General features: G+C 68.6%; 23 protein-coding genes and 1 tRNA gene. 10 read left to right on the top strand and 14 right to left on the bottom strand.

The window, feature by feature from the left end; genetic code table 11:
- Window positions 1-4: 4 nt before the first annotated feature.
- Window positions 5-1,201, bottom strand: a complete 1,197-nt coding sequence (locus tag SGR02S_RS02490; protein WP_067105431.1) for a GGDEF domain-containing phosphodiesterase — start codon at window positions 1,199-1,201, stop codon at window positions 5-7.
- A gap of 57 nt (window positions 1,202-1,258) precedes the next feature.
- Here SGR02S_RS02490 and moaA point away from each other — a divergent pair, with 57 nt between their 5' ends.
- The 3 genes from moaA to SGR02S_RS02505 all read left to right on the top strand — a co-directional run bounded on the left by moaA (window position 1,259) and on the right by SGR02S_RS02505 (window position 3,248).
- A complete protein-coding gene (gene moaA, locus SGR02S_RS02495) occupies window positions 1,259-2,269 on the top strand; it encodes a GTP 3',8-cyclase MoaA (protein ID WP_067105432.1) in 1,011 nt (336 codons plus the stop codon).
- A 24-nt stretch (window positions 2,270-2,293) separates the two neighbouring features.
- Window positions 2,294-3,064: an NAD kinase gene (locus SGR02S_RS02500; protein WP_067105433.1), complete on the top strand. Its 771-nt coding sequence runs from the start codon at window positions 2,294-2,296 to the stop codon at window positions 3,062-3,064.
- 109 nt (window positions 3,065-3,173) lie between these two features.
- A tRNA-Asn gene (locus SGR02S_RS02505) sits at window positions 3,174-3,248 on the top strand.
- Window positions 3,249-3,286: 38 nt separating this feature from the next.
- Here the strand turns inward: SGR02S_RS02505 and SGR02S_RS02510 are convergent.
- Entirely contained in the window at window positions 3,287-3,571 is a 285-nt protein-coding gene (locus tag SGR02S_RS02510) for a hypothetical protein (protein WP_067105434.1), read from the bottom strand.
- Between the two features lie 424 nt (window positions 3,572-3,995).
- Between SGR02S_RS02510 and SGR02S_RS02515 the strand changes: the two genes are divergently transcribed.
- The 4 genes from SGR02S_RS02515 to SGR02S_RS02525 are packed head-to-tail and all read left to right on the top strand — an operon-like array spanning window position 3,996 to window position 4,861.
- Window positions 3,996-4,202, top strand: coding sequence for a cold-shock protein (locus SGR02S_RS02515; protein ID WP_067105435.1), 207 nt, complete (start codon window positions 3,996-3,998; stop codon window positions 4,200-4,202).
- Window positions 4,203-4,205: 3 nt separating this feature from the next.
- Complete coding sequence (infA, locus tag SGR02S_RS02520; RefSeq protein ID WP_067105436.1) at window positions 4,206-4,463, top strand: translation initiation factor IF-1; 258 nt, start codon at window positions 4,206-4,208, stop codon at window positions 4,461-4,463.
- A 25-nt stretch (window positions 4,464-4,488) separates the two neighbouring features.
- Entirely contained in the window at window positions 4,489-4,629 is a 141-nt protein-coding gene (locus SGR02S_RS19895; protein ID WP_156482933.1) for a hypothetical protein, read from the top strand.
- Window positions 4,630-4,651: 22 nt separating this feature from the next.
- On the top strand, window positions 4,652-4,861 hold the full coding sequence (locus tag SGR02S_RS02525) for a hypothetical protein (RefSeq protein WP_067105437.1): 210 nt from the start codon (window positions 4,652-4,654) through the stop codon (window positions 4,859-4,861).
- 45 nt (window positions 4,862-4,906) lie between these two features.
- Here the strand turns inward: SGR02S_RS02525 and SGR02S_RS02530 are convergent, their stop codons facing one another.
- The 8 genes from SGR02S_RS02530 to SGR02S_RS02565 form a co-directional block, all read right to left on the bottom strand.
- Window positions 4,907-6,373: an NAD-dependent succinate-semialdehyde dehydrogenase gene (locus SGR02S_RS02530; RefSeq protein WP_067105438.1), complete on the bottom strand. Its 1,467-nt coding sequence runs from the start codon at window positions 6,371-6,373 to the stop codon at window positions 4,907-4,909.
- Window positions 6,370-7,650 carry a 4-aminobutyrate--2-oxoglutarate transaminase gene (gene gabT, locus SGR02S_RS02535; RefSeq protein ID WP_067105439.1) on the bottom strand — a complete coding sequence of 427 codons (1,281 nt, stop codon included), beginning with the start codon at window positions 7,648-7,650 and terminating at the stop codon, window positions 6,370-6,372. The genes SGR02S_RS02530 and gabT overlap by 4 nt, the downstream gene beginning before the upstream one ends.
- A gap of 23 nt (window positions 7,651-7,673) precedes the next feature.
- On the bottom strand, window positions 7,674-8,849 hold the full coding sequence (locus SGR02S_RS02540; protein ID WP_067105440.1) for an MFS transporter: 1,176 nt from the start codon (window positions 8,847-8,849) through the stop codon (window positions 7,674-7,676).
- Window positions 8,840-10,948: a serine hydrolase gene (locus SGR02S_RS02545; protein ID WP_067105441.1), complete on the bottom strand. Its 2,109-nt coding sequence runs from the start codon at window positions 10,946-10,948 to the stop codon at window positions 8,840-8,842. Before SGR02S_RS02545 ends, SGR02S_RS02540 begins: the two co-directional genes overlap by 10 nt.
- Window positions 10,945-12,348, bottom strand: a complete 1,404-nt coding sequence (locus SGR02S_RS02550) for a tetratricopeptide repeat-containing sulfotransferase family protein (RefSeq protein ID WP_067105442.1) — start codon at window positions 12,346-12,348, stop codon at window positions 10,945-10,947. Before SGR02S_RS02550 ends, SGR02S_RS02545 begins: the two co-directional genes overlap by 4 nt.
- A gap of 5 nt (window positions 12,349-12,353) precedes the next feature.
- A complete protein-coding gene (locus tag SGR02S_RS02555) occupies window positions 12,354-14,714 on the bottom strand; it encodes a TonB-dependent receptor (RefSeq protein WP_067105443.1) in 2,361 nt (786 codons plus the stop codon).
- Complete coding sequence (locus SGR02S_RS02560; RefSeq protein WP_067105467.1) at window positions 14,711-15,616, bottom strand: carbon-nitrogen hydrolase family protein; 906 nt, start codon at window positions 15,614-15,616, stop codon at window positions 14,711-14,713. Before SGR02S_RS02560 ends, SGR02S_RS02555 begins: the two co-directional genes overlap by 4 nt.
- A gap of 84 nt (window positions 15,617-15,700) precedes the next feature.
- The gene (locus SGR02S_RS02565; RefSeq protein ID WP_067105444.1) at window positions 15,701-17,506 is read right to left on the bottom strand and encodes an aminotransferase-like domain-containing protein; all 1,806 of its coding nucleotides are present in this window, start codon (window positions 17,504-17,506) and stop codon (window positions 15,701-15,703) included.
- A 140-nt stretch (window positions 17,507-17,646) separates the two neighbouring features.
- On the opposite strand from SGR02S_RS02565, the gene gntA reads away from it, so the two are divergent.
- The 3 genes from gntA to SGR02S_RS02580 all read left to right on the top strand — a co-directional run bounded on the left by gntA (window position 17,647) and on the right by SGR02S_RS02580 (window position 20,451).
- Window positions 17,647-18,339: a guanitoxin biosynthesis heme-dependent pre-guanitoxin N-hydroxylase GntA gene (gntA, locus tag SGR02S_RS02570; RefSeq protein ID WP_067105468.1), complete on the top strand. Its 693-nt coding sequence runs from the start codon at window positions 17,647-17,649 to the stop codon at window positions 18,337-18,339.
- A complete protein-coding gene (locus SGR02S_RS02575; RefSeq protein ID WP_067105445.1) occupies window positions 18,336-18,932 on the top strand; it encodes a DUF1989 domain-containing protein in 597 nt (198 codons plus the stop codon). The genes gntA and SGR02S_RS02575 overlap by 4 nt, the downstream gene beginning before the upstream one ends.
- A gap of 346 nt (window positions 18,933-19,278) precedes the next feature.
- Complete coding sequence (locus tag SGR02S_RS02580) at window positions 19,279-20,451, top strand: pyridoxal phosphate-dependent aminotransferase (protein ID WP_067105446.1); 1,173 nt, start codon at window positions 19,279-19,281, stop codon at window positions 20,449-20,451.
- Between the two features lie 326 nt (window positions 20,452-20,777).
- Here SGR02S_RS02580 and hutU read toward each other — a convergent pair whose 3' ends face one another.
- Genes hutU through hutI form a run of 4 tightly spaced genes read right to left on the bottom strand, consistent with a single transcriptional unit; the run spans window position 20,778 to window position 25,982 of the window.
- Window positions 20,778-22,442 (bottom strand): urocanate hydratase, encoded by a 1,665-nt coding sequence (hutU, locus tag SGR02S_RS02585; protein WP_067105447.1) that lies wholly within the window; start codon window positions 22,440-22,442, stop codon window positions 20,778-20,780.
- Complete coding sequence (gene hutG, locus SGR02S_RS02590; RefSeq protein ID WP_067105448.1) at window positions 22,439-23,251, bottom strand: N-formylglutamate deformylase; 813 nt, start codon at window positions 23,249-23,251, stop codon at window positions 22,439-22,441. The genes hutU and hutG overlap by 4 nt, the downstream gene beginning before the upstream one ends.
- The gene (gene hutH / locus SGR02S_RS02595; RefSeq protein WP_067105449.1) at window positions 23,248-24,777 is read right to left on the bottom strand and encodes a histidine ammonia-lyase; all 1,530 of its coding nucleotides are present in this window, start codon (window positions 24,775-24,777) and stop codon (window positions 23,248-23,250) included. The genes hutG and hutH overlap by 4 nt, the downstream gene beginning before the upstream one ends.
- Entirely contained in the window at window positions 24,774-25,982 is a 1,209-nt protein-coding gene (gene hutI, locus SGR02S_RS02600) for an imidazolonepropionase (protein WP_067105450.1), read from the bottom strand. Before hutI ends, hutH begins: the two co-directional genes overlap by 4 nt.
- Window positions 25,983-25,999 lie beyond the last annotated feature (17 nt).

Consider the following 25,999-nt stretch of genomic DNA (forward strand, 5'->3'; position numbering starts at 1 on the left):
ATCCCTATTCCATCAACGCCAGCAGTTCGTCGCCCGGGACCGGCCCCGATTTCAGGAAGCCCTGCCACGTCGCCACGCCGATCTCCTTCAGCCGCGCGAGCTGGCTCTCGCTCTCGATCCCCTCGGCAACCACCAGCAGGCCGAGCGCGCGGGCAAGGTCGACGATCGCGCGCACGACGATGCGGTCGCGGTCGCTGCCGTCGATGGTGCGCGTGAAGCCGGCGTCGATCTTCAGATAGTCGATCGGCAGCCGCGCGAGCAGCGACAGGCTGGAATAGCCGGTGCCGAAATCGTCGATCGCGATCGCGCAGCCGAGCGAGCGGATCTGCGCGAGTTGCGCCGCCGCGCTTGTCGGATCGCTGAGCATCGCCTGTTCGGTGAGTTCGAGCGTCAGCCGGTCGGGATCGACGCGCGCCGCCTTGATCATCGCCGCCAGCCGGTCGGCAAACGCCGGGTCGCCGAGGTCGGCGGCGGTGATGTTGAGCGAGACGCGCAGCTTGCCGAGCGGCTTCGGCCAGCGCGCGACCTCGGCCAGCGCGACGCGGTGCGCATGTTCGGTCAACTCGCATTCGAGCCGCGCCGCGCGCGCCGCGGTGACGAGCGGCCCGGCGCCGAGCAGGCCGAGGTCGGGATGCCGCCAGCGCAGCAGCGCCTCGACCCCGACCATCGCGCCGCTCGCGACGTCATATTGCGGCTGATAGAAGATCGCCACCTCGCCGCGCGACAGCGCGGCCTTGACCATCGCGCCGTCGCGCGCCGACGCCGGCCGCGCGAGCTGCTCGGCCGCCATGCGTAGCTGATCGTCGATCGGCTCGTCGCGCGTGATCAGCGCCGCGGCGATGCGGATCGCCAGCCGCCCGTTGGGGTCGCCGACCATCGGCTCGGCGAGCGCGACGTGAAGGGCCCGTTCCTGCGCATGCAGCGCGCCGAGCGACAGTGGCACCGCCGGTACGATCAGGAAGCGCGGGCCTTCGAGGCGCGCGACGAAGGAGCCGCGGCCGAACTCATCGCTGGCGAAGGTGTCGAGCCGCCGCGCCACCTCTTCGAGCAGGGCATCGCCCGTTTCGGTGCCCGCGCTGTGATTGATTCGCGCCAGCTGGTCGAGCTGGATCAGGATCACGCCCAGGTCGGCGCCGTGCCGCGCATGCAGGTCTTCAAGATGCCGAACGCTTGCCGCGTTCGTGTCGTTCAATCGATTCATGCCGGCCCCCTAGCAGGCTTTGCTTGCCAATCTCTTCCCATTTGCACCACAATAATCATGATGACCGCAAATTCCGCCCCACCTGCCGCGTCGCTGGCCGACGGCCATGGCCGCCGGATCAGCTATCTGCGCCTGTCGGTGACCGACCGCTGCGATCTGCGCTGCCATTATTGCATGGCGGAGACGATGACCTTCCTTCCGCGTTCGGCGGTGCTGACGATCGAGGAAATGGGCGATCTCGCGGAACGATTCGTCGCGCGCGGCATCCGCCGCATCCGCCTGACCGGCGGCGAACCGCTGGTGCGGCGCGGCATCGACATGCTCGCCGGGCGGCTCGGCGCACTGGTCGACGACGGCCTCGACGAACTGACCCTCACCACCAACGGCATGCGGCTCGCCGAGCATGCGGCGATGCTCGCAGCGGCGGGCGTGCGCCGCGTCAACGTCAGCCTCGACACGCTCGATGCGGCGGCCTTTCGCCATATCACCCGCGTCGGCGACCTCGCCGTCGCGCTGCGCGGCATCGCGGCGGCGCGCGCGGCGGGACTGTCAGTCAAGATCAACATGGTCGCGCTCGCCGGGCTCAACGAGGACCAGCTCCTCCCGATGCTCGATTTCTGCGCCGCGAACGGCTGCGACCTGACGCTGATCGAAACGATGCCGCTCGGCGAGGTCGAGGCGGACCGCAGCGCCCATTTCATCCCGCTCCACCGCTTCGTCGCGCCGCTGCGCGCCGAGCGCGCGATCTGGCCGGTCGACAAACGCACTGGCGGCCCGGCGCGTTATTTCGCGGTCGAGGACAGCCCGGTGACGCTCGGCCTGATCACGCCGCTGAGCGACAATTTCTGTGCGACCTGCAACCGCATCCGCCTGACCGTCGAAGGGCGCATCTACATGTGCCTGGGACGCGACGACCATGTCGACCTGCGCGCGGCGCTGCGCGACGGCGGGGACGTCGATGGGTTGATCGACACGGCATTGGCTGGCAAACCGCGCGCGCACGATTTTCGTATCGAACGGAAATCGGCGCCGGCGGTCGCGCGTCACATGAGTGCAACGGGCGGCTGACGCGGCGCCCTTCTGGGGGTAGTTATGCAACGCAAGATCGCGCTCGTCGCGTCGAATGCGCCCGCGGGACAGGAGGCTGAGGCCGAACTGCGTCCGCTCTACGACTTCGTCGATCTCGCCGAGGCCGACCTGCTGATCGCGCTCGGCGGCGACGGCTTCCTGCTCCACATGCTGCACCAGCTTCTCGACCAGCGGCGCAGCCTGCCCGTCTTCGGGATGAACCGCGGGACGATCGGCTTCCTGATGAACGAGTTCCGCGTTGAAGGCCTGCTCGAGCGCATCGCCAGCGCGCGGCCCTTCCTGATCCACCCCCTGTCGGGCGACATCACGACGATCAGCGGCGAACGGCATATCCTGCCCGCGATCAACGAAATTTCGCTGCTGCGCGAAACGCGCCAGGCGGCGAAGCTGGAGGTGGTGATCAACGAGCGCACGATGCTGGAGGAACTGGCGTGCGACGGCGTCCTCGTCGCGACCCCCGCGGGTTCGACCGCGTACAATCTGTCCGCCAACGGCCCGATCCTGCCGCTCGAATCGGAAATGCTCGCGCTGACCCCGATCAGCCCCTTCCGCCCGCGGCGCTGGCGCGGCGCCCTGCTCCCCGAATCGGCGAGCATCCGCTTCAATGTCCGCGAAGCAGCCAAACGCCCGGTCAGCGCCGTCGCCGACCAGCGCGAGATCCGCGACGTGAAGACCGTCCTCGTCACCACCGACCGGAGCCGGCCGCTGACGCTGCTGTTCGATCCCGATCAGGGGCTCGACGAGCGGATCGCGATGGAACAATTCATCGTTTGAGGCACGCTGGCTCCAGTGCAGGGCCAGCGGTACGAAATATACCGAATCCCCCTTGCAAAATGGCGCGGGCAACGGCAAAGGGGCCGCCTTGCCCGCCTTGGCGGGCTGCTCCTCGGTAGCTCAGCGGTAGAGCAATCGACTGTTAATCGATTGGTCGCAGGTTCGAATCCTGCCCGGGGAGCCATTTCTTTCCACGATGGCAGCGACAGGCTTCGGCGCGTTTCAACGGTCGGAGATGGTCTCGTCCTCGATGGCCGCGGCAATCATCCGATCCCATATGGCGGCGTCGCCGGCGGCGACCATGCGCCCGCTCGGTTCGCGAAGCGTGCGGAGCACCGCAAGCGCGGCATCGGTGTATTCGGGCCAGCTTTCGTCGACCGCCGCTCCGGCCGACGACATGTCCCCTTCGGCATTGCGGCTGAGCGCATGGCCCGCGAGCACGCGCGCGACCCGTTCGACAGGGGCGGTTTCGGCTGCATCGAGCAGCGCGTCGCGGCGGTCGGTCATGATATCATCTCCTGTCGCGGACCAGGCTCCGCTGGCGAGCCTGTCCCTGACGAACGCACGGCGAAGACGGCAGTTGCCGCGTCCGGGTTTGCCGATCCTTCGCACGCCGGCAGAGCGATACGGGGCGGAAACCGGATGTCGGCCTGAATCGATGAAATCGCGATTCTCAAACGCATCGTCATATGAAAAAATCCGGACGAATCCGGCGATCGGACATTAGAAAAGAAAGCGAATTCCGAGTGTCGATCCCGCGGGGATTTTTCGCGAAACTTGACTTTTTTCCCCCATCTACCCATATTGTTCGCGCTAACGTCGCCTGCGACGGAAAATTTACGCCCCAGGCGCTGAACTTCCCTTCTCACGCTACCAGCTCCGCCGGTGCTTTTGCCGGTGGGTATCTTGTTTTCGTGAAAGGAAAACACCCATGCCGATCGGCACCGTCAAATTCTTCAACACCGACAAGGGTTACGGCTTCATTTCGAATGAAGACGGCTCGGGCGACAGCTTCGTCCATATCACCGCCGTCGAGCGCGCCGGAATGGCGACCCTGAACAAGGACCAGCGCCTTTCCTACGAACTGGAAACCGGCCGCAACGGCAAGGTATCGGCCATCAACCTTCAGCAGGCCTGATCCTTGGCGAAAGAAGAGCTTCTGACCTTCGAAGGCGTGATCGACGAAATCCTGCCCGACGGCCGTTTCGGCGTCGTGCTCGAAAATGATCACCGCCTTATCGCCTATACCGCTGGCCGGATGCGACGCTTTCGCATCCGGTCGGTGGTCGGCGACTCGGTCCGCGTCGAAATGACGCCCTACGACCTGACCAAGGGCCGCATCGTCTATCGCGAGCGCGGCCCCGGCGGTCCCGGCGGCGGCGCGCGCAAGCGCCGCTGACCTACAGAATAAACAAGAGTAAAGAATGATTTATAACAATATTTTCCCGCGCCTTGCGGGTCTGTCCCTCGCCGGCAAGGCGATCGCACCGCGTCCGGCCCCGCGCCGTTCGCCGACGCTGTCGCGCCGCGAGTTGCGGCGACTGATCGCCGACATGGTTGATTGACACACGAACAAGGGAGCAGACGATGTCCGCCACGATCGATTTCTACCTGACACAGGCCGAGAAATGCGATGTCGATGCGGCCGGCACCAAGCTGGTGCAGGTTCGCGACCGCAGCCTGCGCGCAGCCGCCGCCTGGCGCGCGATGGCGGACAAGCTGATCCGCGCCGAAACGGCGCGTGCGGAAAAGGAACGGCAGATCGAAGCCGCGCGCAACGCCGCCAAGGTCGACTGAGCGCGAGCCGCCGTTCCGTTTATCGGAACCGATCATCCCCAGGGGTCAGGCCGGGCTCAGGCCCATGCAGACATATTTGATCTCGAGATAATCGTCGATTCCATAGCGTGACCCCTCGCGCCCGACACCCGATTCCTTGATCCCGCCGAACGGCGCGACCTCGGTGGAGATCAGGCCGGTGTTGACCCCTACGATCCCATATTCGAGCGCCTCCGCAACGCGCCAGACGCGCGCGAGGTCGCGCGCATAGAAATAGGCGGCAAGGCCGAAGCGCGTGTCATTTGCCTGCGCGACGACGTCAGCCTCGTCCTCGAAACGGAAAACCGGCGCCAGCGGGCCGAAGGTTTCCTCCTGCGCAACCGCCATCGCCGCCGTGACCCCGACAAGCAGCGTCGGTTCGAAAAAGGTGCCGCCGAGCGCCGAGCGCGCGCCGCCGCAGACGACCCGCGCCCCCTTTGCAGTCGCGTCGGCGATATGCCGTTCGACCTTTTCGACCGCCGCTTCCTCGATCAGCGGGCCGACCTCGATCCCCGGCACCGCGCCATCGCCGACCTTCAGCGCCCGCACCGCGTCGGCGAGGCGCGCGACGAACGCGTCATGGATGCCCGCCTGCACATAGAGACGGTTGGCGCAGACGCAGGTCTGCCCGGCGTTGCGGTATTTGGAGGCGATCGCGCCCTTCACCGCTTCGTCCACATCGGCGTCGTCGAAGACGATGAAAGGGGCGTTGCCGCCGAGTTCGAGACCAAGCTTCTTCACCGTGTCGGCTGACTGGCGATAAAGCAGCTTGCCGATCTCGGTCGAGCCGGTGAAGGAGAGCTTGCGGACCAGCGGGTTGCCGGTCATCTCTTCGCCGACACCGCGCGCATCGCTGGTCGGGACGATCGACAGCAGGCCGGTGGGCAGCCCGGCTTCCTCCGCCAGCACCGCGAGCGCGAGCGCCGACAGCGGCGTCTGCGCCGCCGGCTTGACGACGATGCCGCAGCCCGCGGCGAGCGCCGGACCGACCTTGCGGGTGATCATCGCGGCGGGGAAGTTCCACGGCGTGATCGCCGCGACGACGCCGACCGGTTGCTTGAGCACGAGGATGCGCTGGCCGTTCTGGGTCGCGGGGATAACATCGCCATAGACACGCTTCGCTTCCTCCGCGAACCATTCGATGAAGGAGGCCGCATAGGCGATCTCGCCCCGGCTTTCGGCGAGCGGCTTGCCCTGTTCGGCGGTCATCAGCCGCGCGAGATCCTCCTGATTCGCCATGATCAGATCGAACCAGCGGCGCAGGATCGCGGCGCGCGCCTTGGCCGGCATCGCCGCCCAGGCGGGCATCGCCGCCGCCGCCGCATCGATCGCGGTGCGCGTATCGGCGGCGGTCGTATCGGCGACCTCGGCGATCAGCGCCCCGGTCGCGGGGTTGGTGACGGTCAGACGGCGTTCGCCCGCCACCCAGCAGCCGCCGACGAAAGCCTCGGTCCGCAGCAGGTCGCCGCGCGTCAATGTCCATGCGTTGCTCATAATGCGCTCAATGCCTCTTCCAATATCGCCATGCCTTCGTCGATCACCGCATCGGACGCGGTGAGCGGCATCAGCAGGCGGATGGTTTCGCCATGGATACCGCAGCTCAGCAGTACAAGCCCCCGCTCCAGCGCGCGCGCCGTCACCCGCTTCGCCGCCGCGCCGTCGGGCTCGTCGCCGCCGCGCGCCGCGAGCAGGTCGAACGCGACCATCGCCCCGGGGCCGCGGACATGACCGATGGGCAGAAGGTCGTTGCGCGCCGCGAAGGCCTCCAGCGTGGTCCGCAGCCGGTCGCCGATGGCGTTCGCCCGCGCGATCAGCCCTTCCTCCTCGATCACGTCGAGCACCGCGAGCGCCGCCGCGCAGGCGACGGGCGACCCCGCATAGGTGCCGCCGAGCCCGCCGGGCTGCGCCGCGTCCATGATGTCGGCGCGACCGATCACCCCCGACAGCGGGAAACCGCCGGCGAGCGACTTGGCGACGGTCATCAGGTCGGGCTCGATTCCGCCATGCTCGATCCCGAACATCCGCCCGGTGCGCGCGAAGCCGGTCTGCACCTCGTCGGCGATCAGCAGGATGCCATGCTCGTCGCAGATACGACGCAGCGCCTGGAGCAGTTCGGGCGGCGCCATGTGGAAGCCGCCCTCGCCCTGCACCGGCTCGACGATGATCGCGGCGACGCGCGACGGCTCGATGTCGGCGGCGAACAGCAGCGACAGCGCGCGCAGGCTATCCTCGACGCCGACACCGTAGTGCGCGATCGGGAACGGCAGGTGGAACACCTCGCCCGGCAGCGGGCCGAAGCTGCGCTTGTAGGGCAGCACCTTGCCCGTCATCGCCATGGTGAGCAGCGTGCGGCCGTGGAAGCCCCCGCCGAAGGCGATCACGCCCGGCCGCCCTGTCGCGGCGCGCGCGATCTTCACCGCATTCTCGACCGCTTCGGCCCCGGTCGTGAACAGGATCGTCTTGGCGGGCCCCGCGATGGGCGCGAGCGCGTTCAGCCGCTCGCACAGCGCGACATAGGGTTCATAGGCGACGACCTGAAACGCCGTGTGAGTGTAGCGGTCGAGCTGGTCGCGCACCGCCGCGATCACGCGCGGATGGCAATGCCCGACGTTGAGCACCGCGATGCCGCCGGCAAAGTCGATGTAGCGCGCGCCGTCGGCATCCCACAGCTCGGCATTTTCGGCACGCTCCGCGAACAGCGGCGTCGCGGTGGCGACCCCCTGCGGGACGGCGGCGGCACGGCGCGACAAAAGAAGGGCATTCTGGCTCATCGTTGGACCTCATTGGTTTGGGATCAGTCTTGGGAAGGGGCGGCGCGGTCGAGCAGCCGGGCGGGCCAGGCCGCCGCAAGTCCGCTCAGCAACAACAGCAGCACCGCGGCCCCGATCGTCAGCGGATAGCCGCCGCGATCGAGCAGCATGCCGGTCAGCAGCGGCCCGCTCGCCAGGCCGAGCTTCGAACAGAAGCCGCCGAGCGCGGCTGTCCGCCCAACCTTGTCGAAAGCGGCGGCAAGGCCGAGCAGATAGGGGATGGTGAAGGCCCACACGATCGCCGAGCCGATGTTGGCGGCGACATAGACGGCGGCGAGATCGGAGCGCCAGAAGGCGGCGGTGAACAGCAAGGTCACCGTGATCGAGCCGAGGATCGGCTTCGCCCGCCCGAAGCGCGCGCCCATCGCGACGACGAGGATCGACCCCAGCGCGCCGAGCCAGTTGGCGGCAGCGAGCGTCGGGCCGATAAAATCCTGCGACAGGCCCGCGTTGCGCCCCAGCCCGATGATGAAGGCGGCGAGACCCATATTGCCCGCCTGGAACAGGAAGATGGCGGCGAGCGTCGCGGCGAGCGGGCGCCGTGCGATCTGCGCGGGCGCGGCGGCCACGCCGCTCTCCGTCGCAACCGGATAGGCAGGCAGGAAGGGCAGCATCGCCAGCGTCGCGAGGCTGAAGGCGGCGAGTGCGAGGAACAGGATCGCAGTGCCGTAATGCGGAACCAGCGGCGGCAGTGCCCACAGGCCGATGCCGCCGATCCCGAACTGCACGACGAGCAGCATCCCGAACACACGGTCGGGCGAACGGGTGCGCGCGATCACCGCGAAGGCGACCCCGACGAGCAGCCCGCCGACGATCCCATGACAGGCGCGCAAGGCTGTGAGCCACGGCACCGACACGACGCGGGTCGAGACGAGGTCGATGGCGATCAGGCCGAGCAGCGCCGCCGTTGCGGCAACACGCCACGGGATGCGCCGGATCAGGAACACCGCGGCCAACGCCCCGACCGCAGCCCCATAGACATTGGCCGAAGCGATCAGCCCCGCGCTCGCGGGCTTGATTCCCAGCCCATCCGACAGGCCGGTGACGAGCGCCGCCATGATGTTGACGTAGAAAAGCCCGGCGGTGGCGAGGAAGGACAGCAGCACCGCGGCGGGCAAGCCGTCGGGCGCCACCTTCGGCAGCGTATCGGTCAGCCGCATGGCGCATCCTTTCCGGCCAGCGCCACGGCGGCAGAGGCCCAGTCCCAGTGATCGCTGTCGCCGAAGCTGTAGAACAGCGCGTCGCGGCCAGGCAGCATCGCGACCGAAATGCCGCCGAACCCCGACATGGCGGGCACCCAGAGCGATCCGGCACAGCCGAGCCTCGCGCCCATGTCGCGAGTCCAGAAACCGGCGCGGTAGCGAAAGCCGGGGAAGCCCGCGGGCAGACCGCCGCCCGCCGGTGCGCGCTGCATCGCCGCATCGAGCAGGCGCTGGTCGAGCAACCCGCCCGCCCCCTGCATCAGCCAGCGCGACAGGCGGGCGATGTCGTCGGGCTGGAAGGTCAGCCCCCAGCCGACGAAGGGCTGCGCCGCCGCATCCTCGCTGCGCCGCGTCGTCGACAGCGTCGGGCTGAGCGCCAGCCCATCCCACATGGGCCGAACGAGATCGTCGTAGAGATCGGCCTCCGCCCCGCGCTTCTCGCGCAGGATCGCGGCCATCGCGGTGCCGAGCAGATAGGTGTCCGAGGTATGATAGACCCATTTGCCGCCCGGCGGCGCCTTGCGCGGATAATGGGTGCAGGCGAAAGCGATCTTCGCCGCATGGTCGGCGGGCTCGAAGAAACCGGCGATCGACGGGTCGTCCTCGTCGGCCATATAGGCGGCCGAGCGATAGCGGCCGGTCGTCATGTCGAGCGTCTGCTCGAGCGTCACGCCCGCCCAGCCGCGCGCGCAGGCGGGGACATAGGCGGCGATACTCGCCCCGGCGCTGCCCGGATAGAGTTTTTCGAGCCGCATCAGCGCCACGCCGCCGAACAGCGACTTGGCGGTCGAATAGGACGGCAGGTCGATGACCTCGCACGCCGGATAGTCGCCGTGACGCGTCACGCAAGCGCTGCGGTAATGAATGCCGTCCACCACCGCGCCATAGACGGTCGGCTCCGGTCCCGCGGCGGTGGCGAGCGCCAGCGCATCGGGCAGTGCCTCGACCGGGCGCACTGGAAGCCGCGCCGCGACGACCGCTTCGTGCCGCCGGACGATCGCCTCGGCATCGGCGACGGCGCCCGGCGCAGCGCGCGCCGCGACGAAGCCCCAGGCGTCGAACTTGCGGTAGCGGCAGGTTTCGCCCGCGATCTCAAAGGCGGCCTTGCTCACCGTTCCGTCCGCGCCGAACAGGAAGGTCAGCATCCCGTTGTGCGTGCAATTGGCATTGCGCTCCTGCAATGCAAAGGGCAGCGCGGCGCGGGTCAGCCCGCCGTCACCGGCTTCGGACCAGACGCGCCCCGGCTCGACGATCCAGTTCCAGTCGGGATGGGTCGAGGCGATCAGTCCGCGCTGCGCGGGGATCAGCGCATCGCCGTGCTGGACGAGATCGAGGTCGAGGTCAGGCAGCGAGCGGATCGTATCGCCGCGTTCATAGCCCCTCTCCTCGGCGATCAGGCGAAAACCCGCCATCGCCGCGCCCGCCAGCTGCAGTCGACCGGTAAAATTCGCCTGCGGCGGCGCGGCATCGGCGGCGGGCGCGAAGGCCGACAGATCGACCGGACGGTCAAACCCCGCGCCTGCGAACAACGCGTCGCGGCCCAGCGCCTGCCGCGCGTCGGAGGTTTCGGCTCGGGCAACGCCAGTCACCACCACATCGTCGAACCAGCAGGTCGCGCGCTTCCCCTGCGCCGACAGGCGAAGCAGCAGACCGCCCCCAAGCCCTTCCCCGCCATCGGCGAGCGCCTGTCCGCCGGGCCACAGCGTCACCGCATCGGCACGCGCCTTGCCGACCGAAAGGATCGGCGTCCATGTCGCGCCATCGTCGCGCGAGGCTTCGGCCACGCAAGCGGCGGTGTCGTCGAGCGCGTCGGCGGCAATCTTCGCATTCACATACAGGCGGCGCCTACCCTCGACCGGCACCGCGACCTGCGCGCTCGCGCCGGCGGTGAGGCGCATCGAGACATTGCCCTCGAAACTCGTCAGCCGCACGTCGCCCGCGCCCGCCGCGCGCCACGGGTCGGCGCTGCCCTGCTGGAAGTCGCTGCGCAGCAGTTCCTCGGCAGCCGCGCTGCCGGGCACCGCGAGCGCGGCCAGGACGAGCGCCCAATATCTCACCGCCCGTAATCCAGTGGAATACCGGCGCCGCGCAATGCATCGGCAAGCGGCGCGAGCCCGGTCTCATAGCGCCGCCAGAGGCCGACCGAACGATCATGGATCGGCGCGCGCACCTGCACCGCGCTCGCGGTCGCGACCGGCGCGGGATTGCGGTGGAAATCGAGGCAGCCATCCTCCCAATCGAGCCCGCACGCCGCGACGAGACGCCGGCTTTCGCCTTCCTGGTCGGCGATCAGCGCCTCATAGTCGATCTCGATCATCCGGCCGGGCAGCGCGGCCCGCCAATGGTTCATCAGCCGTTCGTGGGCGATGCGATAGGCGGCGAGGTCGCCAAGGTCGTAGCTGAACGGATAGCCCATGCGGAACAGGGTCTTGTACATCGCATAGCAGCCGTCCATCGCTCCGCGCCGGACATGGACGATGCGCGCGTCGGGCAGCGCGAGCGCGATCAGCCCGATATAGAGGCAATTGAGCGGCGTCTTGTCGATCGCGAACGGCGCGCCCGGATCGCGCTCGGCGATGCGCGCGCGATAGGCGCGGCCGAGCGCGGCATGGTCCATCGCGGCGCTGCGACGGATAAGGTCGGCCTTGCCCTGCGCCGTTCCTGCCCCCTCGACCAGCGCAAGCGCAAAATCCTGAATTTCGCCGAGGCTTGCGACGCGGCTGTGCGACGAGAGGATGCGGTCGACCAGCGTCGTCCCGCTGCGCGGCAGGCCGAGGATGAAGATCGGCCCCGGCTCGGCGGCCGGTGGCGGTGCGCCGCGCAGGCGTTCGGCCGAAAAGGCGTCGGCGATTCCCGCCATCGTCGCGACATCGTCTGCAACGCGATAGGACAGGCGCGCGCGCCGCGCATCGGCGGCCGCCTTCAGAACCGCGAATGCCCGGTCATGGTCGCCAAGGTCCTCGAGTTCCTTCGCCAGCGCATGGCCGAGTGCGATGCGCGCTTCCGCGTCGCGCCCCGCCGCCGCCATCGCGCGATCCAGCGCCGCGACATGGTTGCGCTCCGCCGTCGCGCGGCGCAGCGTCGAGCGGTTGGCCCATGCGTCCCAGTCTTGCGGATCGGCCGCGATCACCCGGTCGAAATGTGCCTCCGCCGCATCGATCCGGCCGATCGCGATCGACGCGGCGGCGAGATCATAATGCGCCCGCGCATCGTCCGGCGCCAGTTCGACCGCACGGGCGCAACAGCGCTCGGCCTCGACCGGCCGGTTCATATGACCGTGATATTCGGCCAGACGGCGCAGGTCGCGGGGGTTGTCCCACGCGCGTTCCTCGATGACGGCGAGGATCGTGCGCGCCTCGCGATAACGCCCGCCCAGCGCCGCCTCTCTCGCCCGCGCCAGCCCGGCGTCGAAATCGCCGGGACGGGCGCGAGAAGGAGGAGCGGCGGGCGGCGCCATGACCGTCAGAAACGCACGTCCGCCGACAGGCCGACGGTACGCGGTAGCGTGATCATATCCTTCGATCCGTTGCCGTAATAGCCCTGCCCCGGCGACGTCCCCATATAGGCTTCGGTGAAGATGCCCGTGACGCCGTCCGCGTTGAACAGATTCTTGACGAACAGCGTCAGCCCATAGGGGCCCTTGCGCAAAGTCGCCGAGGCGTTCCAGATCGAGAAGCCCGGCAGACGCACGTTGAACTTGGGCGAGGTGCTGATCGCGTTGCGCGTCGACGACTGATAGAAGCCGTCGCCGCGCAGCGTCAGGCTGGTGTCGTCGCCCAGGTCGAAGCTGTAATCGGCGCTGCCGGTCAGGATGTGGCGCGCCGAACCGGGCAACCGGTCGCCGTCGCGCCCGATCAATGTGCGGCTGGGGTCGGGGGAGAAGAAGTCGCGCGTCAGCTTCGCGTCGACATAGGTATAGCCGAGCGCATAGTGGAAGCCGCCCGACCGACCCTCGACCTGCGCCTCGATGCCCTGCGAGCGCGCCTTGCCGCCGTTCTGGACGACGTAGAAGCCCCAGACCGGCGTCGCGGTGTTGAGCTGGATGTCCTTCCAGTCGATGTAGAAGGCGTCGAGGTTGTAGGTCAGCCCGCCGACGCCGCCCTTCACGCCGATCTCGTAGTTGATCAGCGTGTCCGACTTGTACTGCTGCCACGACGGGTCCTCGGCATAACGGCCGATCGTCGGCACGGCGTTCGACCCGCCGCGACGATAGCCCTGCGACACCGTGGCATAGAGCAGACCGCGGTCGGCGAATTTCCACGACAGATTGCCCTTGAACAGCGCCTTGTCCTCGCTGGTGCGGAAGGTCGCGTCGGTCGGCTGCGACAGCGAGGGGAAGATCGGAATGTCGATCGAGGTGTCGTTGCGCGCCTTGTTCCAGAAATAGCGCACCCCGCCGGTCAGATCGACCGTATCGGTGACATGCCAGGTCAGCTCGCCGAACAGCGCGCGATCCTTGAAATTCTCGTGCCGGCGATAGAAGAAATCCTGATCGCCCGCGACCGCGGCAGTCAGGCCCGTCGCCGCGTCCCACCAGCGCTTGAAACCGCGCAGATAGCTGTCCTGCGACGAAAAGAGCTTCTGGTCCTGGTAATAGGCGCCGACCACATAATCGAGCGGCCCGCCGCCCTTCGACACCAGCCGCAGTTCCTGCACGAAGCTCTTGTCGCGATAGCCGCGCACCGCCGACGCCATCGGGCGCGGATAGTTGTAATAGAAAGCGAGGAAACCCGCCTTGGCATAGAAGCCGGTATTCTCGCTGACGCTGTCGCCCTCATGCTCGTACCATGAGGAACTGGAGGTCAGCGTCGCGAAGCCCAGGTCGACATTCGCCTCCAGCGCGACCGAATCGACGTTGCGGTTCGATGGTTCGAGCTGGACCGAACCGTTCTGATACCCCCGATACGCCTCGCCATAGCCGTCGAGGCCGCGCGTGATCTGGCGGCGACCGCCGACCTTGTCTTCCTGATGGTTATAGGTCAGCGTCACGTCGACGGCGTCGCTCGGCTGCCACAGCGCGGCGATGCGGCCGTACCAGACATGGACGAAGTCGGCATCCTTGACGCGGCGATATTCGGCGTCGGGCGCCAGCACGCCCGCCGGCGCGGTCGGGATGCCGTCGCCATCGAGCTTGTAGACGTTCACATAGTCGGTGAGCCCCGGATAATGCTGGCGGCTGCCGACCGCACGGATCGCGAAGGTCTCGCCCAGCGGCACGTTGAGCACGACGTCGGCCTCGTAGCCGATGCCGTCCGATCCCTTGACGCTGCTGACGCCGCCGGTGACGCGGCCTTCGAAGCGGCCGAGCACCGGCTTCTTCAGGATGTAGCGCACCGTACCGCCGAGCGCGCCGGAGCCATAGAGCGTGCCCTGCGGTCCGCGCAGCACCTCGACCCGGTCGAGATCCTTGAGCAGATAGGCGGCGAACAGCGGCGTGTCATTGACATAGGTTGATACCGGCGAGATGCCCGAGACGGCGTAATCGCCGAGCGCGGCGCTATCGACGTTGATGCCGCGGATCGTCACCGTGTTGATGACGCCCGCGTTGCGCCGGCCGCGATCAACGACCGCGACGCCGGGGATCGAACGGAGGAGTTCGGCCTGGTCGCGCGTCTGGTTGGCATCGATCCGGTCGCCGCCGACCGCCGAGATATTGTACGGAATGTCGATCGTCCGCGCCTCGCGGCGCGTCGCGGTGACGACGATGTCGGTGTCGTCGCTCGCGGCTCCTGCCTCCTGAGCGAAGGCCGGCGCCGGCAGCACCGCCAGCAGTCCCGTGCAGGCGAGCGATGTCGTCGCCAATAGTCGCATATGGTTGGTCATGACTTTACCCCCTTGTGTGTCATTATGGACGCGCCGGCGCCATCCTTGCCGGTCGAAGACATGGGCTGGACGAGCGGACCGAGTGCCTGGAGAGCCGGCGAAGCGGCGGGGCCGTGGTCATAGGCCTCGAAATGCTGCGGGCCGTCGCGAAGGCTCTTGAGCGGCTGGCCGAGGCCGTGCCAGCCGCGCTCGCGGCAGCGGCGGACGTGATCGAGGTCGAGGTCGACGGCGATGACCTCGCGCCCCTGCCCCGCCTCGTGGATCATCTCGCCGCCCGGCCCCGCGACGCACGAGCGCCCGTAGCCGAGGTCGCCCGCGACATTGACCGACACGACATAGGCCTGGTTGGTCGCCGCGGCGGCGCGGACGATCGACAGTTCGACGTCGCGGTCGATCGTGTTGGTCATCACCGGGTTGAGGATCACCTCCGCCCCGCGCCAGATCAGCGAGCGCACGACCTCGGGAAACCAGATGTCGTAGCAGATGGCGAGCCCGAAGCGCCCGACGCCCGGAACGTCGAATACAGTCGGCTCGCTGCCGCCCGTCACCCCTTCTTCATAGGGATAGAAGGGATAGATTTTGCGGTGCCGCGCGGCGATGCTGCCGTCGGGGGCAAAGACGCTGGTCGTGTTGTAGATCGCATCGCCGTCGCGCTCGAACAGCGATCCGTTGACCAGCCACAGCCCATGCTCGCGCGCCATCGCGGCGAAGGCGTCCTCGGCCGGGCCGGGCAGCGGCTGCGCGTGCGCTGTGGCCGGGCCGAAGCAGGACAGTTCGCCCAGCACCACCATGTCGACCCAGCCGAAACGGCGGCGGACGAGGCGGATTTCCTCGGCAATGCGGTCCAGATTGTCGCCGCGCGGCAGGGCCAGTTGCAGTCCGGCGATCGCGAAATGAGTCATGATCCTCCCCGGCGCGCCGATCGGGGCGCGTCCGGTTATCATGGTGCCTCCCGGGCACGCCTTGCGATAGGTCCAGTTTGGAAATCAGGATGGTGCCAGATTGCCGATGCGTCCGATCACCGCCCAGTCGACAACGCGGTGGCCGGGGTCCAGCCACTGGATGACGTCGCCCTCGACCGCGACGTGGAAAGCCGCCGCCTCGCCATAGGACCAGCTCTGCCATTGGCGATGCCAGCGGTCGCCCTCGATCCACCAGCGCCCCGTGTCGACGTCTTCGTCGGCATGGCCGGCGCGCCCGGTCATCGTGCCGTCGGGCAGCAGCAATATGGTGCAGGGATCGCCATAGATGGTCCGGCAATCGAGCCGCGCGCCGCTCATCTTGCGGCGCAGCGCCCGGCCGGTCAGGATCGGCAGCGGATCGGCCTTCTTCTCCAGCACGTCGTTGAGCGCCGCGGTCAGCGCCGCGACGCCGGGCCGGATGCGGTCGGCCGGCAGGCTGGTGACGCCGAGCCGGAACAGCGCCGGCGGCGGACTGCCGGCATAATAGGGATCGACCCGCTCGAACAGCACCCCGCGGCGTTCGGCCGCCGCGGCCAGCTCGGCGACGTCGAGGCCGTCGGGACCGCGCACCCACATCGTCGTACCACCGCGCACCGGCTGGATCGCGATCGAGCGCGGCAGATAATGATTGAGCGCGTCGCGCAGCGCCATCTGCCGGGTGCGGAATTCGCGCCCGATCCGCCGCATCATCGAATCATAATGACCGAGCGACAGGAACTGCGCGGCGGCGCGCTGATTGTTCGGCGGCGGCTGTTTGACCGACAGCCGACGCAGTTCGCGCAGATGCGCGACGACCTCGCGATCGGCGACCATGAAGCCGAGCCGCAGGCCGGGATCGAGCACCTTGGCAAGCCCCGCGATATAGACGACGCGGCTGCCGCCGGCCATGCTGCGCATCGCGGGAAAATCCTGGTCGAGATAGTTGGTCTCGCATTCGAAATCATCCTCGACGACGATCAGGTCGTGCGCCTCCGCGGCGGCGAGCAACTCGCGGCGCCGGTCGAGCGACAGCGTAGCGCCGGTCGGCAACTGATGACTGGGCGTCACCACCGCCAGGTCGCAGCTTGCAAGCCGCGCGTCGGTGACGATGCCGTCGGCGTCGACCGGCTGGAGCACCACCTCGCCGCGACGCGCCTCGATCAGCGCGCGCAGTTCGAACGGACCGGGGTCCTCGACCGCGACGCGGCTTCCCTCGGCGCAGAAGAGTTCGAGCGCCAGCAGGCGCGCATGCTGCGTTCCCAGCGTGAGCAATATCTCGTCGGGCCGGGCATAGATGCCGCGTCGCGGCAGAATCTTGGTACGGATTTCCTCGACCAGCGCGGCATCGTCGTCGGCGATTCCCGACCAGGAAGCGATCTGCCGCCGCTTCAGCGACAGGCTGGCCGCCTCGCGCCACTCGTCGGCGGGGAACAGGCTGTCGTCGAAACAGCCGTCGAGGAAGGGATAGCGATATTGCTGCCAGTTGGCGGGGCGCGGCCTGGGCAGCGCCGGCAGGCGCGGCAGACGCTCGGACCAGGGCAATCCGTTCGGGGTCGCGCGCTCGGCGATGCCCGCGATCTCGCCGAAGCCGCTGCGCCCGGCGGTCAGGTCGCCCGAAACGAACAGGCCGCTCCGCTCGCGCGCCACGACATGCCCGTCGGCGACCAGCTGCTGATAGGCGATCGTCACCGTGTTGCGGGCGACGCCGAGCAGCCGGGCCATGGTACGCGAGGACGGCAGGCGATGCCCCGCCGGCCACGCCTGCGACCGCATCAGTTCGATCACGCCCTTGCGGATCTGATCCTGCAGCGTGACGTCGCCGTCGCGGTCGAGGATGAAGGATGGGCGCATAGCCGATGGTGTCCCAATCGCGGGGCGCAGATCAAGTTCAAACCACGGCCGCCGCCGCGATGCGGCAGACGGCCGGATGACAATCCAGATTCGCCGATCGGCCGATGCAGCTTATTCTTTTCTGCCGCGTTTTCCGCACCATGGAAACCAGTATCATTGCGGCGCCTCCCGAAACCGATCTTTCCCGCCGATTCCGGACTTTCGTCGGCGCCCCCGATTTTCCCTGCGTCGGCGCCAAATCCGCGCTGGCGAACGACATGCTGCGGATCGTCGAGGCGCACGACCTCACCAGCGGCTGGAACGACCTTCAGATTCACCGCGAACTGCTCGAATGGGCGCGCGCCTACAAGGACGACCCGGCGGGTTTCCGCAGCCTCGCAGTGATCTTCCACGGCCCCGACGATCTCGACGAGCCGGCGTTCGAGACGATGCTGTGGGAACGCATCCAGTCGCTCGCCGACAAGGATGCCTGGAAAGGCCTGCCTTACGACCCGCGCGTCCATGCCGACCCGGACCATCCGCATTTCTCGCTGAGCTTCGGCGGCGAGGCCTTTTTCGTCATCGGCCTCCATCCGCGCGCTTCGCGCCCCGCGCGCCGCTTTCGCCGGCCGGTACTCGTCTTCAACCTCCACGACCAGTTCGAACGGCTGCGCGCCGAAGGGCGCTATGAACGGATGCGCGAGCGCATCCTCGCGCGCGACGAGCAGCTTGCGGGCAGCATCAACCCGATGCTCGCCCGCCACGGCGAGGCGAGCGAAGCGGCGCAATACAGCGGCCGCGCCGTCGAGGAAGACTGGGCCTGCCCGTTCCACGACCCGAGGGCCGGCGCATGATAACCGAAATCCCGCCGCGCAGCGGCACCGCCTTCCGGCTCGCCCGCGGCGACAGCCTTCGGGTCATCGACCCGGAGGGCGGGCAGGTCAGCGACATGCTCGCCTTCATGGCCGACGATCCGCGCGAGGCGCTGTCGAACGGCCGGACGTTCGATTATGAGGAGACGATCCGGCTGACCACCGGCCATCGCCTGTGGTCGAACCGGTCGCGGCCGATGCTGGAGATCGTTGAGGACAGCGTCGGCACGCACGACTTCCTTTTAACGCCGTGCAGCGAGGCGACCTTCCGCCATTTCTATCCGGACAAGCCGGTGCATCGCGGCTGTTTCGGCAATCTCGCCGAGGCGCTCGCACCCTTTGCCATCGCAGCCGACGCGATTCCGACCGCCTTCAATATCTTCATGAACGTGCCGGTCGCCCCCGACGGCAAGATCCGGGTCGAGCCCCCGACGACCCGGCCGGGCGACTTCATCCGCCTGCGGGCGCTCGCGGACCTGATCGTCGGGCTCACCGCCTGCTCGGCCTACGACAGTTGCGGCGGCAGCTTCAAACCGATCCACTATGCGATCGAGCCCGGCAGCGGCGATGGCTGAATAGGACGCGGATCATGGTCTGCCCTCGAATGAAAGACGGCGCAAAAAGGAGAAGTCCGGCCATGGATGCTGAAACGAGTTCAGCATGACGAAGGATGTGCAGCACGCCGAATCCCGAATCCCCACAGGCCGTAATCCGCATCCGTCTTCCTGAGATAGTTTGGCAGTACCCTTTTTCCGGAAAGGAACCGCTCCCCGGCGAACGCCGGGGTCCACACTGGGTAGCGCTACGCCATCTGGACCCCGGCATTCGCCGGGGAACATGCATTTCCCTGCCATCCACCCCTGCTCGTCCACGCCACAAGGGGCTGGCCATTCGCCCGGCAAGGCGGCACAAGCCTTCGCCATGACCCAGCCGCGCACCGCCGACGCCATCGAACCGTTCCACGCCATCGAGTTGAGCCAACTCGCGCAGAAGATGCGCGCCGCCGGCGCCCCCGTAATCCACATGGAATTCGGCCAGCCGTCGGAGGGCGCGCCGGCAGGCGCGGTCGCCGCCGCGCAGCAGGTGCTGAGCAGCGGCGACATGCTCGGCTATTGGGAAAGCGCGGCGCTGCGCGAGCGCATTTCGCGCCATTATCGCGCCGCCTATGGCGTCGATGTCGCGCCGCGGCGCATCGTCCTGACCTGCGGCGCGTCGCCCGCGCTGGTCCTCGCGCTGCTCACCGGCTTTCGCGCGGGGAGCCGGGTGATGACCGCGCGGCCCGGCTATGTCGCCTATCGCAATTCGCTGCGCGCGCTGGAGATGACGCCGATCGAGATCGCCTGCGGCGCCAACGACCGCTTCCAGATCGCGGCGCGCCACATCCGCGAGGCGGCGCCCGCGCCCGACGGGCTGATCGTCGCCAGCCCCGCCAATCCGACGGGCACGATCATCCCGCCGCACGAACTGGCGGAGATCGCGGCGGCGTGCCGCGAGCGCGGCGTCCGCATCATCTCCGACGAAATCTATCATCGCCTGAGCTACGGGATCGAGACCCAGTCGATCCTGAACCATGACGACGACGCCTTCGTCATCAACAGCTTCTCCAAATATTATGGCATGCCGGGGTGGCGGCTCGGCTGGGTGATCTGTCCCGAGGCACTGGTCGACGCCGCGCGGGCGCGCGCCGGCAACCTCTTCCTGTCGCCCCCTGCGCTCAGCCAGCACGCCGCGCTCGCGGCGTTCGACTGCGAGCCCGAACTCGACGCGCGCGTCGACGTCTATCGCCGCAATCGCGAGCGGCTGCTCGCCACCCTCGCCGATCTCGGCATCACCGACATCGCGCCGTCGGACGGCGCCTTCTATGTCTATGCATCGATCGCGCATCTGACCGACGACAGCATGGCCTTCTGCAAGCGGCTGCTCGCCGACACCGCGCTCGCCACCGCGCCGGGAATCGATTTCGACCCCGTGAACGGCCATCGCTTCATCCGCTTCAGCTACGCGCTGAGCGCCGAACTGGTCGAAGAGGCGTGCCGCCGGTTGACCGACTGGTTCCGCAGCGGCGCCGGAGGGGACGTGCGCGGCCCGGCCTGAAGCGCGTTAGCCATGGTGATGCAGTTGGACCGCGTCACTGCGACCCCGGACATGATCCGGGGGAAGTAATCCAGGGCGGTTTACGCCTGCTCTGGATTGCCGCGCGGCTTCGCCGCTCGCAAGGACGGCATGGATTAGTGCATCGTGCCTTAAATATGCACCGTTTGCCCTGAGCTTGTCGAAGGGCCGTTCTTTCTGTCAGGCGCCGCAAGAAGAAGGACGGTGCTTCGACAAGCTCAGCACGAACGGCAGAAAGGGTGGTGCAGATTTCACGCGCGTCGCTCTAACCAAAGCCAGCAGAGATCGGCAGATGCGCAAGCGTCGCCTCAGGCCAGCGACGGCAGGTCGAGGCCCTTTTCGCGCGCGCAGTCGATCGCGATTTCGTATCCCGCATCGGCATGGCGCATCACGCCGGTCGCGGGATCGTTCCACAGCACGCGTTCGAGCCGCCGCGCCGCCGCCTCGCTGCCGTCGGCGACGATCACCATGCCCGCGTGCTGCGAATAGCCCATGCCGACGCCGCCGCCATGGTGCAGCGACACCCAGGTCGCCCCGCTCGCGGTGTTGAGCAGCGCGTTGAGCAGCGGCCAGTCGGACACCGCGTCGGTGCCGTCCTTCATCGCCTCGGTCTCGCGATTGGGACTCGCCACCGACCCCGAATCGAGGTGATCGCGGCCGATCACCACCGGCGCCTTGAGTTCGCCCCTCGCGACCATCTCGTTGAACGCGAGGCCGAACCGGTGGCGGTCGCCGAGCCCGACCCAGCAGATGCGCGCCGGCAGCCCCTGAAACCGGATCCGCTCGCGCGCCATGTCGAGCCAGGTGTGAAGATGCGTGTCGTCCGGCAGCAGTTCCTTCACCCTGGCGTCGGTGCGATAGATGTCCTCGGGATCGCCCGACAGCGCCGCCCAGCGGAACGGGCCGACGCCGCGGCAGAAGAGCGGGCGGATATAGGCAGGGACGAAGCCCGGGAAATCGAAGGCGTCGTCGACGCCCTCGTCCTTCGCCATCTGCCGGATATTGTTGCCATAGTCGGTGGTCGGCACCCCCGCGGCGTGGAAATCGAGCATCGCGCGGACGTGCGTCGCCATCGACGCCTTGGCCGCCCGCGCCACCGCCTGCGGGTCGCTCTCGCGCTTCTCGACCCACTCGGCGACGCTCCAGCCGGCGGGGCAATAGCCGTTCACCGGATCGTGCGCCGAGGTCTGGTCGGTGAGCAGGTCGGGGCGCACCCCGCGCGCGAACAGGTCGGGCAGGACTTCGGCGGCATTGCCGAGCAGGCCGACCGAGACCGGCTTCCGTTCGGCGCAGCTTGCTTCGATGATCGCCAGCGCCTCTTCGATCGTGTCGGCGCGGTGGTCGAGATAGCCGGTGCGCAACCGCATCTCGATCCGGCTCGGCTGGCATTCGATCGCGAGGCACGAGGCGCCCGCCATCACCGCAGCGAGCGGCTGCGCGCCGCCCATACCGCCGAGCCCGGCGGTGAGCAGCCAGCGGCCCGACAGGTCGCCGCCATAGTGCTGGCGCCCCATCTCGACGAACGTCTCGTAGGTGCCCTGCACGATGCCCTGGCTGCCGATGTAGATCCACGACCCGGCGGTCATCTGTCCGTACATGGCGAGCCCGCGCCGGTCGAGTTCGTTGAAATGCTCCCACGTCGCCCAGTGCGGGACGAGGTTGCTGTTCGCGATCAGCACGCGCGGCGCGTCGGCGTGGGTGCGGAAGATGCCGACCGGCTTGCCCGACTGGACGAGCAAGGTCTGGTCGTCCTCGAGCCGGCGCAGCGCCGCAAGGATGCGGTCATAGCTTTCCCAGTCGCGCGCCGCGCGGCCGATGCCGCCATAGACGACCAGCTCCTCGGGCCGCTCGGCGACGTCGGGGTGCAGATTGTTCATCAGCATCCGCAGCGGCGCTTCGGTCAGCCAGCTTTTCGCGGACAGGTCGGTGCCGGTGGCGGGGCGGATGATGCGGCTGTTGTCGAGGCGGGTCATGGGCATCCTTTCGCGAAATCGAGCACGGCGGCGACCGCCTGCCGCAGCGTCGGCAGGATCGCGGGATCGGCGTCGAGCGGGCTGGGCCAATTGCTCTCGTCGGGCGAGGCGGGCTCGGTCATGTAGCCGCGGCAGGCGAGTTCCATCTGGATCGCATGCACGCCCGCTTCGGGGCGGCCGTAATGCCGCGTCGTCCAGCCACCCTTGAAGCGGCCGTCGCGGACATGGCCGAAGCCGCTCGCCGCGCACACCGCCTCGACCGCGTCGGCGAGCGCGGGCGCGCAGCTTCGCCCGCTGTTGGTGCCGATGTTGAACTGCGGCAGCTCGCCACCGAACAGCCGCGGCACATGGCTGCGGATCGAATGGCAGTCATAGACGACGACCGCCGGATGGACGGCGCGCAGCCGCGCGATCTCCGCCTCGATCGCCGCGTGATAGGGCGCGAACCATGTCGCCTTGCGCCGCTCGATCTCGTCCGCGCCGGGCGGATCGCCACGATAGAGCGGCTCGCCGTCGAAACTCGTCGTCGGGCACAGCTCGGTCGTCGCCTGCCCCGGATAGAGCGAGGCGCCGCTCGGGTCGCGGTTCATGTCGATGACGCTGCGCGAGATATCGGTCGCGATCGTCGTCGCGCCGAGTTCCGCGCCGAAACCGTAGAGCGCCTCGATCCACCAGTCGGCGTCCTTGCGCGCGAGCCACGGCGACACGAACCGCGCCGCCAGCGCTTCGGGGATCGCCGTGCCGCCGTGCGGAAAGCACAGGATCAGTGGCGCCTCCCCGCGCGCGATGCGAAGCCAGTCGCCGCTCATCGCATCACGCCCGGCAGGGCGACACCCGCCGCCTCCGCCAGCGCATCGCCCCTGACCAGCGCCGTCGCGGCCGCCATGTCGCTGGCGAAATAGCGATCCTCGCCGAGCCCCGGCACGTCGCGGCGCAGCCGCGCGCGCACCCGTTCGAGCGCCTCCGACGCGCGCAGCCCGACATGAAAGTCGCAGCCCTGCGCCGCGGCGAGCAGTTCGATGCCGATGACATTCTGCGCATTCGCCGCCATCGCGAGCAGCCGCCGCGCACCGTGCGCCGCCATCGACACATGATCCTCCTGGTTCGCCGAGGTCGGGATCGAATCGACGCTCGCCGGATAGGCGCGCTGCTTGTTCTCCGAAACGAGCGCCGCCGCCGTGACCTGCGGGATCATGAAGCCCGAGTTGAGCCCCGGATGCGCGGTCAGGAAGGCGGGAAGCCCCGACAGCGCCGGATCGACGAGCATCGCGACGCGGCGTTCGGCGATCGAGCCGATCTCGCAGATCGCGAGCGCGATCATGTCGGCGGCGAAGGCGACGGGCTCGGCGTGGAAATTGCCGCCCGACAGCGCCTCGTCGGTGTCGGGGAAGATCAGCGGATTGTCGGAGACGCCGTTCGCCTCGTCCTCCAGCGTCGCCGCCGCCTGCCGCAGCACGTCGAGCGCGGCGCCCATCACCTGCGGCTGGCAACGCAGGCAATAGGGGTCCTGCACGCGCGGATCGTCGTCGCGGTGCGAGGCGCGGATCGCCGAATCGGTCATCAGCGCGCGCAGCGCCGCCGCGACCTCGACCTGCCCCCGATGCCGGCGCAGGGCGTGGATGCGCGGGTCGAAAGGCGCATCGGTGCCCTTCGCCGCTTCGGTCGACAGCGCGCCGGTGAGCAGCGCGGCACGGAACAGCCGGTCGGTCTCGAACAGCCCGGCGAGCGCATAGGCGCACGAGAATTGCGTTCCGTTGAGCAGCGCCAGCCCTTCCTTCGGCCCCGGTGTCAGGATCGGCAGGTCGGCGGCGCGCAGCGCGTCGGCGGCGGGCATCCGCCGGCCTTGCCAGTCGATCTCGCCCACCCCCATCATCGCCGCCGCCATGTGCGCCAGCGGCGCGAGGTCACCGCTCGCGCCGACCGACCCCTGGCACGGCACCACGGGCAGGCAGTCGCGCGCGAGCATCGCATCGAGCATCTGCACCGTCTCGCGCCGCACGCCCGAGGCGCCCTGCGCAAGGCTGGCGAGCTTGAGCGCCAGCATCAGCCGCACGACGGCTGCGGGCGCGGGGTCGCCCACCCCGGCCGAATGGCTGAGAATGATGTTGCGCTGAAGCGCGTTCAGTTCGTCATCGGCGATGCGCACGCTCGCCAGCTTTCCGAAGCCGGTGTTGATGCCATAGACCGGCCGCTGGCGCGCGAGGATGCGCGCGACCGCCGCCGCCCCCGCGTCGACGCGCGCCATGCACGACGGGTCGAGCGGCGGCGCGTCGCCGCGATAGATGGCGTGCCACTGCGAAAGCGTCACCGCGCCCGGCGTCAGCATTGTCGTCATCGCCCGTTCCCCTGAAATATATTCCCATGAAAGACGCGGGCGTGCAGCGGGCTCATCCCCATGTAATAAGGCACCTCGGCCAGCGTCTCGACCGACCAGATCGCGAGGTCGCAGTTCTTGCCGACTTCCAGCGTCCCCACCCGCCCGCTCAGCCCCAGCGCGCGCGCCGCGTGGCGCGTGACGCCGAGCCAGCATTGCTCGACCGTCAGTCCGAACAAAGTCGCCGCCATGTTCATCGCCAGGCGTAGCGAGGTGAGTGGCGACGTGCCCGGATTGCAGTCGGTCGCGACCGCCAGCGGCACTCCCGCGGCCACGAGCGCCGCGACCGGCGGCTTCGTTTCGTCGCGCAGGAAATAATAGGCGCCGGGCAGCAGCACCGCGACGCTGCCCGCCGCCGCCATCGCGGCGATCCCGTCGGCGCCCAGATGTTCGAGATGGTCGGCCGACAGCGCCCCGTATCGCGCCGCGAGCGCCGCGCCATGCTGGTCCGAAAGCTGTTCCGCGTGAATCTTGACCGGCAGCCCGGCCGCCTTCGCCGCGACCAGCACGCGCTCGGTCTGCGCGGGGGTGAAACCGACCGTGTCGCAATAGACGTCGACCGCGTCGGCAAGCCCCGCCACCGCCGGGATCATCGCGTCGCAGACGAGCGCGACATAGTCGTCGGCGCGCCCCTTATATTCCGGCGGAACGCTGTGCGCGCCGAGGAAGGTCGCCGCGACGCGCACCGGCCGCGCCGCCGCCAGCGCCTTCGCCGCACGCAGCATCCGCAGTTCGTCGTCGAGCGACAGGCCATAGCCCGACTTGACCTCGACCGTCGTCACCCCGTCGGCGAGCATCGCGTCGAGCCGCGGCAGCGACGCCGCGACCAGATCGGCCTCGCTCGCCGCACGCACCGCCTGCACGGTCGAGACGATGCCGCCGCCCGCCGCCGCAATCTCCTCGTAACGCGCGCCCGCCAGCCGCATCCGCCATTCGGCGGCGCGCGTCCCGGCGTGGACAAGGTGGGTGTGGCAATCGATCAGGCCGGGGGTGATCCAGCGCCCCTCGCAGTCGATCGTCTCGCACGCGCCTGTCGGCGCGTCCGCCTGCGGCCCGACGAAGCCTATCCGCCCGCCCTCGGCCGCGACGGCGCCGCGCTCGATGATGCCGAGACCATCGTCACCCATCGTCGCGACCCGCGCATTGATCCACAGTCGATCGGCCATTGCCCTCCGCCTGATCC

Origin of the sequence: Sphingopyxis granuli NBRC 100800, assembly GCF_001591045.1 — a bacterium.
Taxonomy (GTDB): domain Bacteria; phylum Pseudomonadota; class Alphaproteobacteria; order Sphingomonadales; family Sphingomonadaceae; genus Sphingopyxis; species Sphingopyxis granuli.